Genomic DNA, 17,503 nt, shown 5'->3' on the forward strand with positions numbered 1-17,503 from the left:
GAGGCTATTTCATGGCTGAAGAATATGAATTGAAAATGCAAAAAGCGATTGAAGCGACAGAACGCGAATTTTCGAAAATCCGCACCAGTGTTGCGACTCCTGCAATTTTGAATAACATCCGCGTGGACTACTATGGCACGCCGACGCCGATTCCGCAGGTGGCCAAGGTCACTGTGCCGGAACCTCGGATGCTTTTGGTGACGCCTTGGGAAAAAACGATGGTGGAACCGATTAACCGCGCTATTCAGATGGCGAATATCGGAGTCTCGCCGATTATGGATGGAAACGGAATCCGCGTTGCGATTCCCATTCTCACTGCGGAACGCCGCGCGGAACTGGTGAAAATCGCTCGCAAGCATGCGGAAGAAGGCAAAGTCGCCATTCGCAATATCCGCCGTGATGCCAACGATGCCATCAAGAAGAATAAAGAACTCGGCGAGGACGAATCCAAAAAACGCCAGGACCAGATTCAGAAAGTGACCGACAGCTACATTGCCAAAGTCGATGAAATTCTGAAGGTCAAAGAAGCCGATTTGCTCGAGGTCTAATCGTCATGGCGAATGGGCTGAGACATGTGGCAATCATCATGGACGGCAATGGCCGCTGGGCAAAGAGCCGCGGGCTTGAACGTTTTCTGGGGCACCGTAAAGGCACCCAGGCGACAATAGACGCCGTCAAATTCGGTTGCGATTTGCACTTGGAACATTTGACTCTTTACGTTTTCAGTTCCGAAAATTGGCAGCGCCCTTCTAAAGAAGTGGATTATCTGATGAAGCTTCTTGTCGAAATGGTGCACAAGGAACTCCCCGATTTGATGGAAAAAAACGTGAAGCTGGTGGTTATCGGAAACATCGACCGTTTACCCGAAGCTCCACGAAAGCAATTGCAGCATGCGATCGACACGACGGCGAGCAATACCGGGATGCAGCTGAATCTTGCGATTTCGTATGGCGGTCGTTTGGAAATTGTTGATGCTTGCAAGGCGATTGCCAAAGAGGTTTTGGAAGGCTCGCTTTCTTTGGATGCTATTGACGAATCGGCTTTTGCGAAACGCCTTTATTTAAAAGGAGCGCCCGACCCGGATTTGGTGATTCGGACAGGTGGTGAATTTCGCCTTTCGAATTATCTGCTGTGGCAAGCCGCTTACAGCGAATTTTATGTGACGCCAACGCTTTGGCCTGAATTTACGAACGATGAATTTCAAAAAGCGATTGATTTTTTTAATTCGCGGGAACGTCGTTTTGGAAAGGTTCTAGATGAGTAATTTAACAGTTCGAGTTCTTTTTGCTCTGATCGCAATTCCCGCTACTTTTTTATTGTTGTGGCTGAACGATATTTCTCGTTTGGCACTCATGTGTTTTTTAAGCGGCGCAGGTGCCTGGGAATGGGCACGGATGGCCTCTAAAATGTATAAGGGGCCTTCGATGCAGGTGGTGGCTCCGATAGCTTCGGCGGTGTTGGTTGCTGCCTGGGCGTTCCAGTCTGGGCATTTTTTGGGTATGGCTCCTGTTCCGCATTTGGTCGGGTTGGTTTTTGTCGCCGTTTTTGTGGCTTACATCATTATCGCTTTTGCGAAAGTTTCCATAGAACACTTGTTCCCGTGGCTTGTTATGCAGCTCGGCGCTCCGCTGTATTTGGGGCTTTGGGGCGGTCTCGAAGTTTTTTTGCTCGGTTCGGGCAATTTTTCCATCGAACATTCCTACAAGTTCATCATTGTGATGTCGGCGATGTGGGTGTGCGATACGATGGCTTATTTTGGCGGTCGCTTTCTGGGAAAGCATAAGCTGGCTACGGAAATCAGTCCTAAAAAAACTTGGGAAGGGGCTATTTGCGGGACGCTCTTTGCCGTCGCTTGGGTGATGCTTTTTGCGCCGTCCGTATTTGGATTGAATTATGCCCTTTCCGCCGTTCTGGGATTGGTTCTTGCGGTCGCTGGACAGGTGGGCGATTTGCTGGAATCCACTCTGAAACGCTGGTCGGGCACGAAGGATGCAAGCCAGATTTTCCCGGGACATGGAGGCGTTCTCGATCGGGCGGATTCGTTCTTTCTTTCGGCACCGGCTGTGGTGCTGATGATGTTTTTCATCAACGGAGCGGTTTAGTTTATGAAACAGGTCTGCCTTTTGGGAGCCACGGGTTCGATCGGCTCATCGACGATAGGTGTTTTAAAGCAACATCCAGAAAGATTTCGACTGTATGCGATTGCCGCCAACAAAAATTGGAAAAAAATGGCGCAGATTGCCCGCGAAATGAACGTGGAACGTCTGTGCATGTTTGACGAGGCTGCCGCCAGGGAACTTTCCAAAGAACTCGGCAAACCGGTTCTTTCTGGAATGGATGGACTTTGCGAATTGGCGAGCGATCCGAAAACGGATATCGTGTTGAACTCGCTGATGGGATCCGTCGGTTGCTTGCCTACTCTTTCTGCAATTCGTTCTTCCAAGCATATCGCGCTGGCAAATAAAGAAACCCTTGTGATGGCGGGCGAAGTGATTCAAGACGCGCTTGCCGCAAATCCCAAAGCGTATCTCACTCCGGTCGATTCGGAACACAATGCGATTTTCCAGTGTCTGGCGGATAGGCCAAAAGAGGAAGTGGAAAATTTACAGATAACCGCTTCGGGCGGACCTTTCCGGGAATGGCCCTTGGAAAAATTTAAGGACATTCGAGTGGAAGACGCCTTGAATCATCCGGTGTGGAGCATGGGCAAAAAAATTACCATCGATTCCGCCAGCATGATGAATAAGGGGCTCGAAGTCATCGAAGCGCATTTCCTTTTTCACATTCCTTATGAACAGATTCAGGTTGTCGTGCACCCGCAAAGCCGTGTGCATTCGTTGGTGCAATTTCGCGACGGCAGTCTGATGGCGCAACTCGGTGCTCCGGATATGAAAATCCCCATTCAAGTGGCACTGACGTGGCCGGAACGAATTCCTCTTCAAACCGAACGTTTGAATCTCGCCGAAGTCGGCACGTTCACTTTCTTTAAACCGGATTTGCAAAAATTCCGCTGTTTGGCTCTGGCGATGGAATGCGGGAAAAAAGCGGGGCTTTACACGGCGGTCATGAATGCGGCGAATGAAGTTTTGGTCAATGCTTTCCTCGAAAAGAAAATCGGTTTTATGGACATTCCGAACGGAGTCGAACGCATTGTCGAAAAGACTCCGTCTGTGTCGGGCAAGCTGGACTTGAATACGATTTTGGAAGCCGATGCGGAAGCGCGCCGTCAGGCGATGGCTCTTATCAAATTATGATGGCTTGGACATAGGTTGTTTTAATATAAACGTTTGCTCTTAATTTTTTTGTAGGAATCCAATTACAGCCTGATCTAAAAGGTGTGTTTATTGTTATCTATTTTTCCGTTTCATACGATTTTTTTACGATATATTTCAAAAAGCTCTTTATTTTTGCAAGTTTTTTGAAAAATTGTAAATTATATTGAAAAGGAATGATACGCCTTACAGAAGGAGAATGGATTTATGTATGTCCATGAGGATAACATTGAAACAAAGATAGGTGGCAATTATAATGGTCTTGAAGAGAAATTACTCGCGTTTGAAAAAAAATTTTATTTTCCGATGCGTGAAAAGGTAGAGAGCATTGATTTTTCAAGAGGGCTGACTGCTTTTGAAAAAGCTACAGAGATCCTTAATATTTATTGGGAAGAACTTCATGAATTTGCTATTAAAAACAAGATAAAATCTCAATCAAAATTTGAATCTACTTTTTTAGAAGAAATAAGTTGTTATCTTTTCCATAATATTGATGAAATAAAAAATGGCAATCTTTCAATATTCAACAAAGGAATTTATGCGGGAATAAAAATCAAGGAAGACTTAACAATTGACGTGATAAAAAAAGATGTTGATTTTTGTATTGGGAAAAAAATAAACGTCACCATAGATAAGCAAACACCGGTATCACTCATCATACCTGCAGTTTCTGTAGAGGTGAAAACATATTTGGATGCTACAATGTTTGGGGAGATTAAGTCATCTAGCAAAACACTCAAAAGTTCAACGCCCAATTCCCGGGCGTATGTTTTAATGGGATATAAAAATATTGCCGACGAACATATATTAGCAGCAAAACAAGATTCTACATTAGACGAAATGTTCGTCCTTCAAGCTAAAGAAGGGGATCCTATTGATAGTAAAACTTTGTATGAATATTATAAAGAGGTAAAAAAAGCGATTTCATCTTTGGTTAATCAAGTCAAAATTGTGGTTCCTGGAAGACTTCTGAATAAATCCGAATAATATTCTAACATAAAAGTATTGTTTATTGTCTACACAATCTTGTAGGAGGCGGTTCATTTTTCTCGTTTTAAATATCGCGCTATACTTTCTGCGATTCCTTTCGCTAAAAGTGGCGGTACTGCATTTCCAATTTGTTGGTATTGTGATAAGTTTTTTTCCCAGGACATTGTGGTTCTTTTCCCGCAAAAGATATATGAATCGGGAAATGATTGTAATCTAGCCCCTTCTCTTGCAGTATAATTTCTGTCGATGTAAGGATGCACAAAATTACTTTGAAAACTTGCGGGAACTGTTGGAGATGGTCTATTTGGATATGGTCTCATATTATTTTGTGAGTATGTTCTCCCGCTTATTTTATTAGCGTTCCCACGTTGCCGTTGCTGGTATTCTTGAGCGACATCTGCAACAGATTGCCCATATCCTATATGCGAAAATCGTTCTACCAGTCTTGCGGAATGTTTCATTGCTATATGGTTGTAAACGGCTGTTGATTTTTGCCGCGCCCATTTTTGGTATTTATTTTGAGGACAGCATGGGTATTCAACGGGTTCTTTCCCCGCTCCAGCTGATATTTGAGGCAAATCCATAATCGCCTGCTCTATAGTGATTTGATTATCACCAAATAAGAATCCTTTAGGTTTTAGCATTTCTCTATCATAAAGAATTTCTTTTTTTAGTCCGATAAAGAAAACCCTTATTCTTTTTTGCGGAACACCAAATTCTGCTGCGTTTAGAACATAAATCTCAACATTATAGCCGGCTTTATTATATTCACTCAATATAACGTCTTTAACCAATTCTCCCGATTTTGTTTGCATGGAGAGTATACCGGTGACATTTTCCATGACAAAAAAGGTTGGTTGAAAATGTTTTACAAACCGAACAAACTCTATAAACAAACTATTTCTTGGGTCTTTTTTGTCCCTGTTGCCACTTAACGAAAATCCCTGGCAGGGTGGGCCGCCAATAATACCATCAATTTTTATTTTCTTTTTTGAAAATAATGAATCCAGATCTTGAATTTGTGTGATATCGCCTGTGATAACTTTTGTTCCTTTGTGATTTTTTTTATACGTTTCTGATGCCCAACCGTCCCTCTCGACAGCTAGCGGAATTTTATAACCGGCCATTTCAAAGCCTGTACTTAAACCGCCGCATCCGGCAAATAAATCTATTACGTTCATATAAAAGCTCCTAAATAAATGATAAAAGTTAGACTTCATCTCCATTTTCAAGGATAAACGTTCTTTTGAATGTGACATTAAGAACTTTTGAAATACGCTCTAAATCTTCAATGGAAAAATATTTGCGCCTCATCTTTGCGTTAAAACTTTGAGGAGACTTGCCTAGTCTTCGAGCTAATTCAGCTTCACTGACTTTACATCTTACACAAAGTACCTTTATTTGTTCTGAAATCGTCATAATGCACCTTTAAACAAAGGTAAACTTTTTTGTTTATAACGTCAATCTTTTTTATGAATTCGCCTTAAAAATCTATTTGGAAAAGTTGGAGAAAATGCTTTTTTGCCAGCAAAAATTACAATATCCCTCTCAAAAAAGGCAAAAAGCGAATGTCCCCCTCGCCATATCCACCTTTGGAGAAATTTCCTAATTATTAATCCTCGTTTTGACGGGAAGTTGAATTTATATGAGCTTGTTTTGCTTATGGTCGTATCGAAAAATTTATTTTCAAAAAGCTTCACTCATTGGGAGGGAGACTGCCCTAATTGCATTGTGATTGCTTTTGCAGGGAAGGATGCATTACGTCTGTCCGACAATATCGTTCACTTTGTAGAAAAATGGAATGCGGGTAAATTTATACGGAAAATTCTTCAAGGTGAATTTCGCTCCTAATAGTTTAAGAAAAAAACTGTTTTTTGGGGAAAAGAGAACCTCGTATGCCTTTTTTATTATAATTCATCACAGGAGAATTTGTTTTGCTAACGGAGATTTCTGGATGAAAAGCCGCTTCCATTTTACGTTTCTATTTATTTGCGGAATCATTTTCTGCTCGACGATATCGGTGTTTGCCTCCCCAAACGTCATTCGGGTAAACGACTTGCAACCGGGAGTTCTTATAGACAAAAGCCAGATGTTGGCTGCGGATTTGGCGATTTGGAATCCGCCGAGTCGCTTTGACGACATGAAATCGGCACTGGTAGATGGCGGTTACAGCCTGTTTCGTTTTCCGAATGGTTCGCTTTCCAATGATTATCACTGGAACGGCATAGGTCATTACGATAGCACGGGACTCTGGATTCCCGATGAAAACAAATGGGCTCGCGGTTTTTTAGGAGAAACGATTTACCGCGGCACGACCAAGGACAATTATGGCTTTATTCGACGCAGCCATCTGGCGGACGGCGATTTGGAAACTATCTGGTGGGGCGAAATTTTGGATCCGGCGGATCCGCCTTGGCTTGTCGTGGAATTTCCTGAAAAAATAAATTGGGATTCGTTGCGGATAGATTGGGGAAAATGGCGACCCAAATCCTTTGAAATTGCTTACTGGACGGACGACTACGCGGAATATCCCGGGGTGCATCAGGCATTGGAAAATAAGTTGAAAGTAGAGTCCGTTGTCAAGGTAAAATCGGCGACAACCAAACACAAGTTTAAACAAATGAATTCTCGCTATCTCGCTATTCGCTTTAAAACGAAGGACTTGCCTGCTAAGGGTGTGCAAATTCGCGAAATGAAGCTGTTCAGCGGCGGAGCCGATTTGCTCGGCGGCAATAATTATAAAATTTTTGCCATTTCAACTCGCAATGGCGATAAAGCCCGTACCGATTGGACGAATATCCAGTGGGATTTTGAAAAATTTATGAGCTTCATCCAATCTCTTCCCAAACTTCCGAATGGCGATTCTGCGCAGGCGGTAATCTGTGTAAATGCGGGCACGGGAACGTCCCGTGAAGCTGCGGCATGGGTGCGCTATGCGAATAAAGTAAAGGGATATGGCATCAAGCAATGGCAAATCGGAAATGAACTCGAAGGAGAATGGGAAGAATCCGGACCGATTTCAGCAAGGCATTATGCGGTGCGCTTTTTGGAGTATGCGCGGGCGATGAAAGCGGTGGATTCGACGATTGTTTTGCATGGACCCCTGTTCAGTACGCACAAGATGCAGCAGAAAGGCGCGGGCCTTTTGGACGGCAAGTATTGGCTGGAAGAATTTTTGCGGATAGTGGGGGAAGCGGAAAGGAAAGATGGCAAACGCTATTTGGACGTGGTGGATTTGCACAATTATCCTTACTGGGCTGCAAACAAATTAAACGCTCACGATATGCTTGTAGCAATGCTTGATGTGGGACCGAATTTGGACACTCTTGATATGTGGATGAAACGTCATCTCGATGGCGAACGTCGCATATTTCTTTCGGAATTTAGCACTTGTGTTCAAGGACATCATTTGTTGATGGATTACCCGCAGGCAGCCGGTGTGGCTAGTATTTTTGCCCAATATGCTATGCGTTTTGGCAACCGCTTGCAGGTGCTTCCCTGGGACGCTTTTGGGGATTTATTTCGGGGACCTGACAGCACTTGGGGAACGATTAGTCTTACCGCACTTCTCAAGGAAGGCTCTTGGAATTATTGGAAATCGTTGGAACCGACCGCGGAATATTTTGGCATCTACATGACGTTTATGGATTTTCTGGAAGACGGCTTTGCCGTTTTGCCTGTGGAAAGCGCTTCGACGGATGTTGCGGCTTATGCAATCGGTAAAGGCGATTCCCTGCGGGCGCTTCTTGTTAATTTGTCTGAAATTACGCAGGTGGTGCAGATTGATCGTGCCAGCGTGCCGGACTCAAATGTCCTTGCTGAAGTTGGCAAAGGGGATTGGGTGCGCACACAAGTGGAAATTTTTGGCGAAGAACAGTTTAAATGGGTGGGCAATCAAAAAAATTCTTATCCTTATCCAAAAATGGGACCCAGCGGACGCCGAATCAATCCGAGCAAGAATAAGGATATCGCCATTCCCCCATTTGGTATGGCGGTTGTGCAAATCCAGCCGAAAGTCATTGGCGGCGAATCGGCGATCGAGCCTAAAATCCTTGCGGCTGCGCTTGAAAAAAAAGTTCTTCTTCCCGGCGACTCTCTGGATTTGTTTGTTACGGCGGTTCAGCGCAATGGACAGCTGACGGGGGCGACTTTTGAAATCGCGGAACTCGGCACAAAGGGTTGGATAAAACCCGATGATGGCAAGTGGAATGCGTCCATCGAAAGTTTTCATGTTAAAATACCGATTTCGGAAAAGGCAAAACCGTTTTCCGGAAATATCACGCTGAAAATTTCGGGTTTGGGCCAAAAGATGTGCGAATTGAAAATTCCTTTCCGTGTCCGCGGTGCTTACCGTACGACAAGCGTCCTGCAAAATTTCGATAGCGGGATCGATGCCGTGAACTGGTTTCCGGTGGCGTTCGGTGACAATGCGACGACAATGGGTGCAAAAATTTTTAACAGTGCTCCTCCGCAGGGTGGATTTATTCGTCACGATTTTTTCATAGAACAGCCGCCAGCGCAAGGATGGCCGAACTTTGCCGGTGCTTATTATGTGGTCCCTCCTGAAATTCGTCATTCGGCGGGTATCGTTTTTGATTATGCGACCCATCACGACAATCCTGAAGGCTATTTTGAAGTGCAGGTTGCTAGTGAACAAGTCAAGGATTACGACGAGTTCATGGCAATTCTTCGCAATACGCATGGCAGCTGGGTGCGTGACATTCTCATCTGGGAAAATATGGCGCAAGAAGGTTGGGGAAATATCGTCGAACGGCTCGATCCGAATCAAATCAAAAATATCTCGTTCCGGGCGAGGCATAGCGGCAAGGGCTACATCAGTCTTGATAACATTTATTTGCTGCAAGAAGACGGCGCAGAGATTCCCATGCCCAAGGGCTTGCGCCGTTTACGGTAACGCCCTAAGGATTGTGTAACCGGTTTTGAAAATTTGCGGAATAGGAAACGGACGGATATTCTGTTCGATCGCAGAAGGCCCTGAATGCGACTACTTTCTCTGGCGACTATTTACTACATTTCCCTTTGATGGAATCGATTTTTAGCAACATTTTGATGTTTGTGCTGGGCCTTGTGGCGTTGAGTTTTTTGGTGACGATTCACGAGCTGGGACATTTCCTGGTCGCCAAGTGGAAAGGCGTCAAGGTCAATACATTCAGCATCGGCTTCGGCAAAAAACTTTTGAAATTCAAGCGCGGGGAAACGGAATACTGCATTTCGGCAATTCCTTTCGGCGGCTATGTCGCCATGGCTGGGGAAAATCCGGATTCCTTGCCGGAGGGGACTCTTCCCGGTGAACGCGATTTTATGGGGAAATCCGTCGGAGCGCGGGCAGCGATTGCTTTTGCAGGGCCCTTCGTGAACATCGCTTTTGCCTTCATCCTTTTGATGACGCTCTATATGGTGGGCGTTCAGGAGCCGGCGAAAAACGAATTGATTGTGGGCTTTGTCGGCAAAAATTCTCCAGCGGAAATTTCGGGGATTCTTCCCGGAGACACAATTTCGGCGTTGAACGGTAAACCGACTCAAGGCTGGGACGATTTTCGCGAGCAAATCGGCGTGAGTCTCGGTGCGAACGTGGTGTTGGAAGTTCATCGGGGTGGAGAGGTTGTTTCGATTACGGTAGTTCCCGAAGAACTCGTTGTTCCCGGCAAGGATTCCTCGGATGGTGAAATCAAGATGGGCATCGGGGACATTGGCATTTACCCGCAGAATCGAGTCGTTGTTCGGCAGGGACCCTTGCCAGAATCGGCAGCGGAAAAAGCGGGCATTTTACAAGGGGATACGATTTTAGAAATCAACGGCGAACATATTTCCCGCTACGAAGATGTAGTGCGGATAATTGACGGCTCCCAAGGCGAATCTGTAAACATTTCCGTTGTCCGGGACGGCGACACTCTTTCCAAAAGTTTGACTCCGGTTTACAATGCGGAATACAAGCGCTATATGGTGGGAATCCAAATGGGCTATGTGCTTTTCCGCGAAACCAAACTGGTCCGCCGCGGTCCGGTGGAGGCGTTTACAAAAACCTGCGCCACCAGTTGGAAAATGACGACCAGCATCTTCCGCTATTTCAAACGGATGATCCAAGGGCAGGTCAAAGTGGATGCGTTCTCCGGTCCCGTTTCCATTGTGGCGGTAATGGGCAACGTCTGGATGAGCGGATTTCAGGAATTTCTGATGCTGCTCGCCCTTATCAGCATCAACTTGGGCGTGATGAATTTGCTCCCGCTGGCAATTACCGATGGCGGTCTTCTGCTGTTCTTGGGCATTGAAAAACTCCGCGGAAAACCGCTTTCCACAAAAACCCAAAGCATTATTCAAAACGTTGCTGCGGCGTTCTTTATCAGCTTTTTCGTGTTCATCACCATTTTGGACTTTGGAAAAATTTCCCTGTTCCTGATGTAGCTAATGTCCTTTCGCATTGTTCGTAACGAGATTTCAAAAGTCCGAGCGGACGCCATCGTCATGTCGGCGAATCCGGAACCGATTTGCGGAGACTCCTGCGATTTAAGCATTTACAACGGCGCCGGCTTTGAAGAAATGCTGAAGGCCCGCCAAGAAATCGGTCCGCTAGCTACGGGTGAAGTTGCGGTTTCACCGGCGTTTGCGCTGCCAGCGAAATATGTTTTCCATACGGTAGGTCCTGTCTGGAAAGGCGGGGAGTCGGGCGAGTTACTGGCCTTGCGCACCTGCTATGAAAAAAATCTGGAAAAAGCGTTGGAGCTGGAATGCCAATCCATCGCTTTCCCGTTGATTTCTAGCGGGGTTTACCTGTTTCCCAAGGACAAGGCTCTTTCTGTTGCAATAGAAACTATCCGGGATTTTTTGCAGATAAATGAAATGGATGTTGTTCTAGTCGTTTATGACAGACGCTCCTTTGAACTTTCGCAGGAATTGCGGAATGATGTCCGCTCGTATATCGACGAAAATTATATCGCCCTAAAAGATTCCTACAGTGAAAAATGGAATTTGAATTCGCGTAGCAAACTGTCCGCTTTTGAAACGGATTGTGGCGAGAATTCGGTGCTCCAGCCGGATGACGACGAATGCTCAAGTTTTTCGTTGGCGTCCTTCGAAAATTTGGAAGTTAGAAGGGAATGTGCATTCCGAAATATTTGCACGAAACCCTCCATCGACCCCAAAGAAGAGCCGTTGGAAAAAGTCATCAATCACGCCGCGGAAACCTTTCAGCAAAAACTATTCAGCCTGATTCAGAACAAGAAATTTGACGACGTGGATGTTTACAAAAAAGCGAATCTCGACCGCAAGCATTTTTCTAAAATCCGCAGCGATGTCCATTACTCGCCAAAGAAGAAAACTGCCATCGCCCTGTCTATCGCCTTGCAGCTGAATCTAGATGAAACAAAGGACCTTTTGTCCCGCGCGGGTTACGCCCTTTCGCCTTCGAACAAGGGCGACCTCATTGTGTCCTATTTTATCTCGCACCAAAAATACGACATTTGGGAAATCAATACGGTGCTTTTTAAGTACGGGCAGACGACCTTGGGCGCTTAACAAAATCCTTTGAAAACGTTTTTAAAATGTCGCTTTGCAGGCGACCTTTTTTGTTTTGAAGTCTTCTATTATTAAGCTACGATGATTGAAAACATCGAAACTTCAAACCAGTCACATGGTAAATAACAAGGAGATAAATATGAAAAAAGGATTGACGGAACTGGTATTTATTTTGGACCGCAGCGGTTCTATGAGTGGTCTTGAAAAGGAAACCATCGGCGGATACAATTCGACGCTGGATCGCCAGAAAAACGAAAAGGGAGAAGCCTGTGTTTCCACGGTGCTCTTCGACAATGAAATGGAAGTTCTGCACGATCGCATCCCTATACAAAATGTGGTTCCTTTAACCGAAAAACAGTATTACGCCCGGGGAAGCACCGCTCTCATGGATGCCATTGGAAGAGCCATTCATCACATTGGCAATGTACACAAATACGCCCGCGAAGAGGACCGCCCGGAAAAGACGATTTTCGTTATCACAACCGACGGCTACGAAAATGACAGCCATGAATATTCCATTCAGCAAGTGCAATCGATGATTAAAAGGCAAAAGGAAAAATACGGTTGGGAATTCCTTTTCCTCGGCGCCAATATCGACGCTATAAAAACGGCGGAATCCATTGGCATCCACAGTAGCCGTGCTGCGAATTTTATTGCGGACGAAGAAGGTGTAAATAAAATGTATAAAGCGCAGGAGATGCTCCTATGCGACATCCGGCAAAATCGTGCAACTGCTTCTGATGATTCTTGGAAAAGAAACTTGGAGGATGATTATATGAAACGCAAAAAGAGGGGATAGCTTTTTTAGGAAATTCCATATTTGCCTTTATTCTTGGTTGAAAATGTCGGTTATTTTTTTGTTTTCAGCCAAGATTGGGCTTCTTTAGCGATGATAACACACTAAAAAATTATTCTTTTTTTTACAAAATGTTATATTATTAAAGATAATTTATATTAAGGATGTTTTCGTGGCCTACCCTGTACCTGAAATTTGGACAGTTTCTGGATCGCTTAACAAGAGCGGGGTTCCGTTTTCTGCGGGCAAGGTTTATGCTGACAGCCTCAATATCCAGGGGGTAAAACGGGCCCTCGCCTTGTTTGCGCCGCCCATTGATCCGGGAATGTTGGTGAAGGCTCGCGCAATGGGCCTTTCCATTGATTCCATTTTGAACTCTGCTAACGAAAAACGGTCCATTTATAGATTCCGAGTTATTGTCAAACTCGCTGTCGATATGGCAAAGGATGCTTGCCAGATGGGTCGCGACCTGCTTGCAATTCTTGAAAAACAGGACGCAGAACAACTGCAAGTGTTCAAGGCCAAATGCGACAAGGCTGTGGTTGCCGAGAGCAAGGCTGTTCAAGAAATGGAAGTCAAGTCGCTGGAAGCCGAAAAGGTTCGGCTTGAAGAAAAGAAGACTGCAAAGCAGAATACCTCTAAGAAGCAAAAGGCCATGCACCTTGTGTCTGCTGCCGAGAAGAAGTATCAGAAGTTGATGGAGAAAGTGGCGAAAATCCAAGAAACTGTCGAGAAAGTCCGCAACATCGCTTCTGCAACATTCAAGATACCAGATTTCAAGTATGGCTCCGTGGTGAACGCATTCGGTGGCCCGAGATTCGACATAGAATCCATCGGCGGAACAAAGCTAGCCGAGAATTTAGTGAGTGCAGCCGAAAGCTATGCGTCGCGATTCGCACAAAGACAGCTCGATGCCGCCAAGACAAAGTTGCAAGCCGAACTGGAACGCCGTAAGAAGGAATGGACCCTGGAAGACGAAGTGGCTGATGCCGAAGTTGTCGAAGTTGAAAAGCAAGAAGTTGTAAACGAAATCAAGACCCAACAAGTCGAGAAAAAACATAAGAGTATAGAAAATGAAATTCTTCGTTCCGAACAGGCTTATGAAGTTTTGAGCGAAAAGTTTACGAATAATGATTTGTATATTTGGCTTGAAAAGGAACTCGGAAAGGTATTCAAGCAATACGTAAAACTTTTGCTTGATGTAGCCAAGATGGCTGAAAGAGCGTATCATTTTGAAATTCCTGATGATACTAGCAAGCCATATATACAGTCGAATTATTGGGATTCTTTCTACAAAGGATTGCTCGCTCCAGAACGGATATTGCTTGATTTAAGACGGATGGAAAAGGCATATCTTGAAAATGATAAACATAGAATAGAAATTACAAGACCTATTTTATTGTTTACAAATCTTACAGATCCGATTGTGCCAGATGTTAATTCACAGTATGTAACTGTCTCAAAAACTGATAATAGCAAAGTATCTGAATATGTTGTAAATATTAGAAGAAGTTTATTTGAGAAGGATTTCCCCTATCATGAAGAACGATTTACAAAAGACATTCGCTTGCAAGTTGTTGCAGAGAATGAGACTGAATCGTATGCTTGTCTTAATGCCGAAGTTTCTTTAACATCAAATCCTCAATTTATTGGAGTGACTGCTTCAAGTATGGCTCTATCCGAAGTGGGGAAATTTGATTTCAAATTTGTTGATGATAAGTATTCTCCATTTGAAGGGACTCTTATTGAAAACACCTTGGACCTAAATTTAAGGTTGACAGGAATTGATTGCATAACGGATTTGTCAACAGTGAAAGTTATTGTATTTGTAAGTTATACAGCGTGGAGGAACTCTAATGTTCAATCTGAATAAATATTATGGGTTATTTTTTTGTGCGTTAATGGTTGCCTGTGGTGAGGATTCGTCATTTTCTTCTCCAGAAGAACCAATTTCGTCATCGGTTGAAATTTTTCAGGAAAATGGTTCTAGTAATTCTCTAGAGTCGTCGTCCAGTTTGACTGTCTCGATATCCTCTACATCCGAGGATACCTCATCGAGCTTGATAGTCTCGACATCCTCCACATTCGAGGAGTCGTCGTCGAGCTTGGTAGTCTCGACATCCTCTACATCCGAGGAGTCGTCGTCGAGCTTGGTAGTCTCGACATCTTCTACATCCGAGGAGTCGTCGTCGAGCTTGGTAGTCTCGACATCCTCCACATCCGAGGAGTCGTCGAGTTCTCAAATTCCTGAAGTAATGAGTGTATATGATTCCATTGCGCACACATTAACTGATTTGCGTGATGGTCATGTTTACAAAACGGTGATTATCGGAGAACAGGTATGGATAGCCGAAAATATGAATTATAAGTATAAAGCAGGTTCAGAAAGTTTTTGTTATAACAATTCAGAAAAATATTGTAGTCTTTATGGTCGCCTTTATACAAGTGATTCGAAGAATGTTATTTGTCCGGAAAAATGGCATTTACCAGATTCTACAGAATGGGAGATTTTATTCAAATTTACCGGAAATCAAACAAGTGTTCTCAAGGCCGATAGTGGATGGATCCCGTGGGGAAAAGAAAATACGAATGGGACGAATGATTTTGGTTTTTCTGTATATCCTGCTGGGTACCAAACTATACTCGATGGATATACTGGTCTAGGCTCAGATGCTCATTTTTGGGTGCGAAAAGGCGATTGGATTCCGTATATACCCGATGTTAATAGAACCCCGCTCAATTTTGTACTTTCACATGACTATAAAGCTATACCTATTCGTTGCATAAAGGATTCGGAGTAATCTAATAATGAGTTCTTTGCTTAAACAAAACTCCTGCAGCAAGAGCGGTCATTTGCAATTGTTTAGGCTTTCTGTTGAAACGCCTACAAATGAAGTCTTTGTTTACGACCTTCTTGCCGTGCTTGAAAAACAGGATGCGGAACAGTTACAGGTGTTCAAGGCGCAATGTGACAAGGCTGTGGTAGCCGAGAGTAAGACCGTTCATGAAATGGAAGTCAAATCGCTTGAAGCGGAAAAGGTCAGGCTTGAAGAAAAGAAGACTGCAAAGCAGAATACCTCAAAGAAGCAAAAGGCCATGCACCTTGTGTCTGCAGCCGAGAAGAAGTATCAGAAGTTGATGGAAAAAGTTGCGAAAATTCAGGAAACCGTCGAAAAAGTCCGCAATATCGCTTCTGCAACATTCAAGATGCCCGATTTTAAATTTGGTGCAGTAACTAATTTATTTGGCGGACCTCGCTTTGATATGGAATCCATTGGCGGCACAAAGCTAGCCGAGAATTTAGTGAGTGCAGCCGAAAGCTATGCGTCGCGATTCGCACAAAGACAGCTGGATGCCGCCAAGACAAAGTTGCAAGCCGAACTGGAACGCCGTAAGAAGGAATGGACCCTGGAAGACGAGGTTGCAGATGCCGAAGTCGTCGAAGTGGAAAAGCAGGAAGTTGTTAACGAAATCAAGACACAACAGGTCGAAAAGAAACACAAGAGTATTGAAAACGAAATTCTTCGCTCTGAACAAGCTTATGAAGTTTTGAGCGAAAAGTTTACGAATAACGAACTGTATGTTTGGCTTGAAAAGGAACTCGGAAAAGTATTCAAGCAATACGTAAAACTGTTGCTTGATGTAGCCAAAATGGCAGAAAGAGTATATCATTTTGAGATAGATGGCAAAATAACTTCTGTTTGCGACTTTATAAAAAATGATTACTGGGATAATTTCCGTAAGGGCCTGCTCGCTCCAGAACGAATATTACTTGATTTAAGGCGGATGGAAAAGGCCTATCTTGAAAATGATGTGCATGAAATGGAAATAACTAGACCGATAAGTTTAAAAGAACTGCAGGAACGAGCCGAATTGTATGAATATGACGAAGGCTTTGAAACTCCGTTGACTGATGTGAAAGCTAATTGTTCTTGTGAATTCCAATTGACAAAATCTTTCTTTAACAAAAATTTTGAGGGACATTCTTTTCAGAGAATTAAAGATGTCCAAATTTTTGTTAAATTGTCTGAAAGCTCCGTACCATGCTATCTTAATGCAGAATTATCGTTAACGGAGGCCTTGGTTTATTTTGGAAAGGATTTACCCTTGTCTCTAATGGTTTCTGATACGACAATGGCTACTGGGTTAGCATATTGTCAACCTGACATTGATGGTAAATCCTACAATTCTAAAAAAACAGGTATCTTTGAAGGATGCGGGGCGATATCCAAATGGTCATTGTCTATTTCTGGAATAGAAAAGGATGGTAACGACAACAGTGCAGAGTATCCAATAGAAGATGTAATCATATATCTCACTTATACGGCTAGAAAAGGGGGGACTCATGCTTAAATTTTTGTTATGTTGTTTGATTGCAGGGGCATTTTGGGCTTGCGGCAATGCAGACTCATCTGACGATAACCCAATTATACCTGTGCTTTCGTCATCAAGTTCAGACATCGGAACATCTTCTAGTTCGGAAGAATCGTCATCAAGTTCAGACATCGGAACATCTTCTAGTTCGGAAGAATCGTCTTCTAGTTCAAACATCGGAACATCTTCTAGTTCGGAAGAATCGTCATCAAGTTCAGACATCGGAACATCTTCTAGTTCGGAAGAATCGTCTTCTAGTTCAAACATCGGAACATCTTCTAGTTCGGAAGAATCGTCTTCTAGTTCAAACATCGGAACATCTTCTAGTTCGGAAGAATCGTCATCAAGTTCAGACATCGGAACATCTTCTAGTTCGGAAGAATCGTCTTCTAGTTCAAACATCGGAACATCTTCTAGTTCGGAAGAATCGTCATCAAGTTCAGACATCGGAACATCTTCTAGTTCGGAAGAATCGTCTTCTAGTTCAAACATCGGAATATCTTCTAGTTCAGAAGAATCGTCTTCAAGCGAGTATTAT

17 protein-coding genes are annotated in these 17,503 nt (G+C 43.9%); 13 read left to right on the top strand and 4 right to left on the bottom strand.

The annotated features are described in order from the left end of the window. Positions 1-11: 11 nt before the first annotated feature. The 5 genes from frr to BGX14_RS11135 all read left to right on the top strand — a co-directional run bounded on the left by frr (position 12) and on the right by BGX14_RS11135 (position 4,259). Positions 12-548, top strand: coding sequence for a ribosome recycling factor (gene frr, locus BGX14_RS11115; RefSeq protein WP_095879922.1), 537 nt, complete (start codon positions 12-14; stop codon positions 546-548). 5 nt (positions 549-553) lie between these two features. Continuing rightward, positions 554-1,264 (top strand): isoprenyl transferase, encoded by a 711-nt coding sequence (locus tag BGX14_RS11120; RefSeq protein ID WP_073302644.1) that lies wholly within the window; start codon positions 554-556, stop codon positions 1,262-1,264. Then, the gene (locus tag BGX14_RS11125; protein WP_078775520.1) at positions 1,257-2,102 is read left to right on the top strand and encodes a phosphatidate cytidylyltransferase; all 846 of its coding nucleotides are present in this window, start codon (positions 1,257-1,259) and stop codon (positions 2,100-2,102) included. The genes BGX14_RS11120 and BGX14_RS11125 overlap by 8 nt, the downstream gene beginning before the upstream one ends. Positions 2,103-2,105: 3 nt before the next feature. Beyond that, positions 2,106-3,254, top strand: a complete 1,149-nt coding sequence (locus BGX14_RS11130) for a 1-deoxy-D-xylulose-5-phosphate reductoisomerase (RefSeq protein WP_095879923.1) — start codon at positions 2,106-2,108, stop codon at positions 3,252-3,254. A 225-nt stretch (positions 3,255-3,479) separates the two neighbouring features. After that, positions 3,480-4,259: a Bpu10I family restriction endonuclease gene (locus BGX14_RS11135; RefSeq protein ID WP_095879924.1), complete on the top strand. Its 780-nt coding sequence runs from the start codon at positions 3,480-3,482 to the stop codon at positions 4,257-4,259. 53 nt (positions 4,260-4,312) lie between these two features. On the opposite strand, the gene BGX14_RS11140 is transcribed toward BGX14_RS11135, so the two are convergent. Together BGX14_RS11140 and BGX14_RS11145 are read right to left on the bottom strand one after the other, a co-directional pair. Continuing rightward, entirely contained in the window at positions 4,313-5,443 is a 1,131-nt protein-coding gene (locus BGX14_RS11140) for a DNA cytosine methyltransferase (RefSeq protein ID WP_078777394.1), read from the bottom strand. Positions 5,444-5,471: 28 nt separating this feature from the next. Continuing rightward, positions 5,472-5,681 (bottom strand): helix-turn-helix transcriptional regulator, encoded by a 210-nt coding sequence (locus BGX14_RS11145; RefSeq protein WP_078777393.1) that lies wholly within the window; start codon positions 5,679-5,681, stop codon positions 5,472-5,474. Positions 5,682-5,783: 102 nt separating this feature from the next. Between BGX14_RS11145 and BGX14_RS15595 the strand changes: the two genes are divergently transcribed. The 6 genes from BGX14_RS15595 to BGX14_RS11175 all read left to right on the top strand — a co-directional run bounded on the left by BGX14_RS15595 (position 5,784) and on the right by BGX14_RS11175 (position 14,464). Continuing rightward, entirely contained in the window at positions 5,784-6,113 is a 330-nt protein-coding gene (locus BGX14_RS15595) for a hypothetical protein (RefSeq protein WP_158223305.1), read from the top strand. A 103-nt stretch (positions 6,114-6,216) separates the two neighbouring features. Next, positions 6,217-9,177 (top strand): glycoside hydrolase family 44 protein, encoded by a 2,961-nt coding sequence (locus BGX14_RS11155; RefSeq protein ID WP_095879926.1) that lies wholly within the window; start codon positions 6,217-6,219, stop codon positions 9,175-9,177. A gap of 128 nt (positions 9,178-9,305) precedes the next feature. Continuing rightward, a complete protein-coding gene (gene rseP / locus BGX14_RS11160) occupies positions 9,306-10,685 on the top strand; it encodes an RIP metalloprotease RseP (protein WP_233126531.1) in 1,380 nt (459 codons plus the stop codon). Positions 10,686-10,688: 3 nt separating this feature from the next. Continuing rightward, the gene (locus BGX14_RS11165) at positions 10,689-11,795 is read left to right on the top strand and encodes a macro domain-containing protein (protein ID WP_095879927.1); all 1,107 of its coding nucleotides are present in this window, start codon (positions 10,689-10,691) and stop codon (positions 11,793-11,795) included. Between the two features lie 139 nt (positions 11,796-11,934). Beyond that, complete coding sequence (locus tag BGX14_RS11170) at positions 11,935-12,594, top strand: vWA domain-containing protein (protein WP_073302819.1); 660 nt, start codon at positions 11,935-11,937, stop codon at positions 12,592-12,594. Positions 12,595-12,763: 169 nt separating this feature from the next. Further along, positions 12,764-14,464, top strand: a complete 1,701-nt coding sequence (locus BGX14_RS11175; RefSeq protein ID WP_095879928.1) for a hypothetical protein — start codon at positions 12,764-12,766, stop codon at positions 14,462-14,464. Between the two features lie 99 nt (positions 14,465-14,563). Here the strand turns inward: BGX14_RS11175 and BGX14_RS15600 are convergent, their stop codons facing one another. Further along, entirely contained in the window at positions 14,564-14,809 is a 246-nt protein-coding gene (locus BGX14_RS15600; RefSeq protein WP_158223306.1) for a hypothetical protein, read from the bottom strand. Between the two features lie 37 nt (positions 14,810-14,846). Between BGX14_RS15600 and BGX14_RS15605 the strand changes: the two genes are divergently transcribed. Together BGX14_RS15605 and BGX14_RS11185 are read left to right on the top strand one after the other, a co-directional pair. Then, positions 14,847-15,392, top strand: a complete 546-nt coding sequence (locus BGX14_RS15605; RefSeq protein WP_146139585.1) for an FISUMP domain-containing protein — start codon at positions 14,847-14,849, stop codon at positions 15,390-15,392. A 7-nt stretch (positions 15,393-15,399) separates the two neighbouring features. Then, a complete protein-coding gene (locus tag BGX14_RS11185) occupies positions 15,400-16,944 on the top strand; it encodes a hypothetical protein (protein WP_095879930.1) in 1,545 nt (514 codons plus the stop codon). On the opposite strand, the gene BGX14_RS16170 is transcribed toward BGX14_RS11185, so the two are convergent. Further along, positions 16,828-17,457 (bottom strand): hypothetical protein, encoded by a 630-nt coding sequence (locus BGX14_RS16170; protein WP_233126587.1) that lies wholly within the window; start codon positions 17,455-17,457, stop codon positions 16,828-16,830. The genes BGX14_RS11185 and BGX14_RS16170 overlap by 117 nt on opposite strands. Between the last annotated feature and the right edge of the window lie 46 nt (positions 17,458-17,503).

It is taken from the genome of Fibrobacter sp. UWS1 (assembly GCF_002300445.1).
Lineage (GTDB): Bacteria > Fibrobacterota > Fibrobacteria > Fibrobacterales > Fibrobacteraceae > Hallerella > Hallerella intestinalis.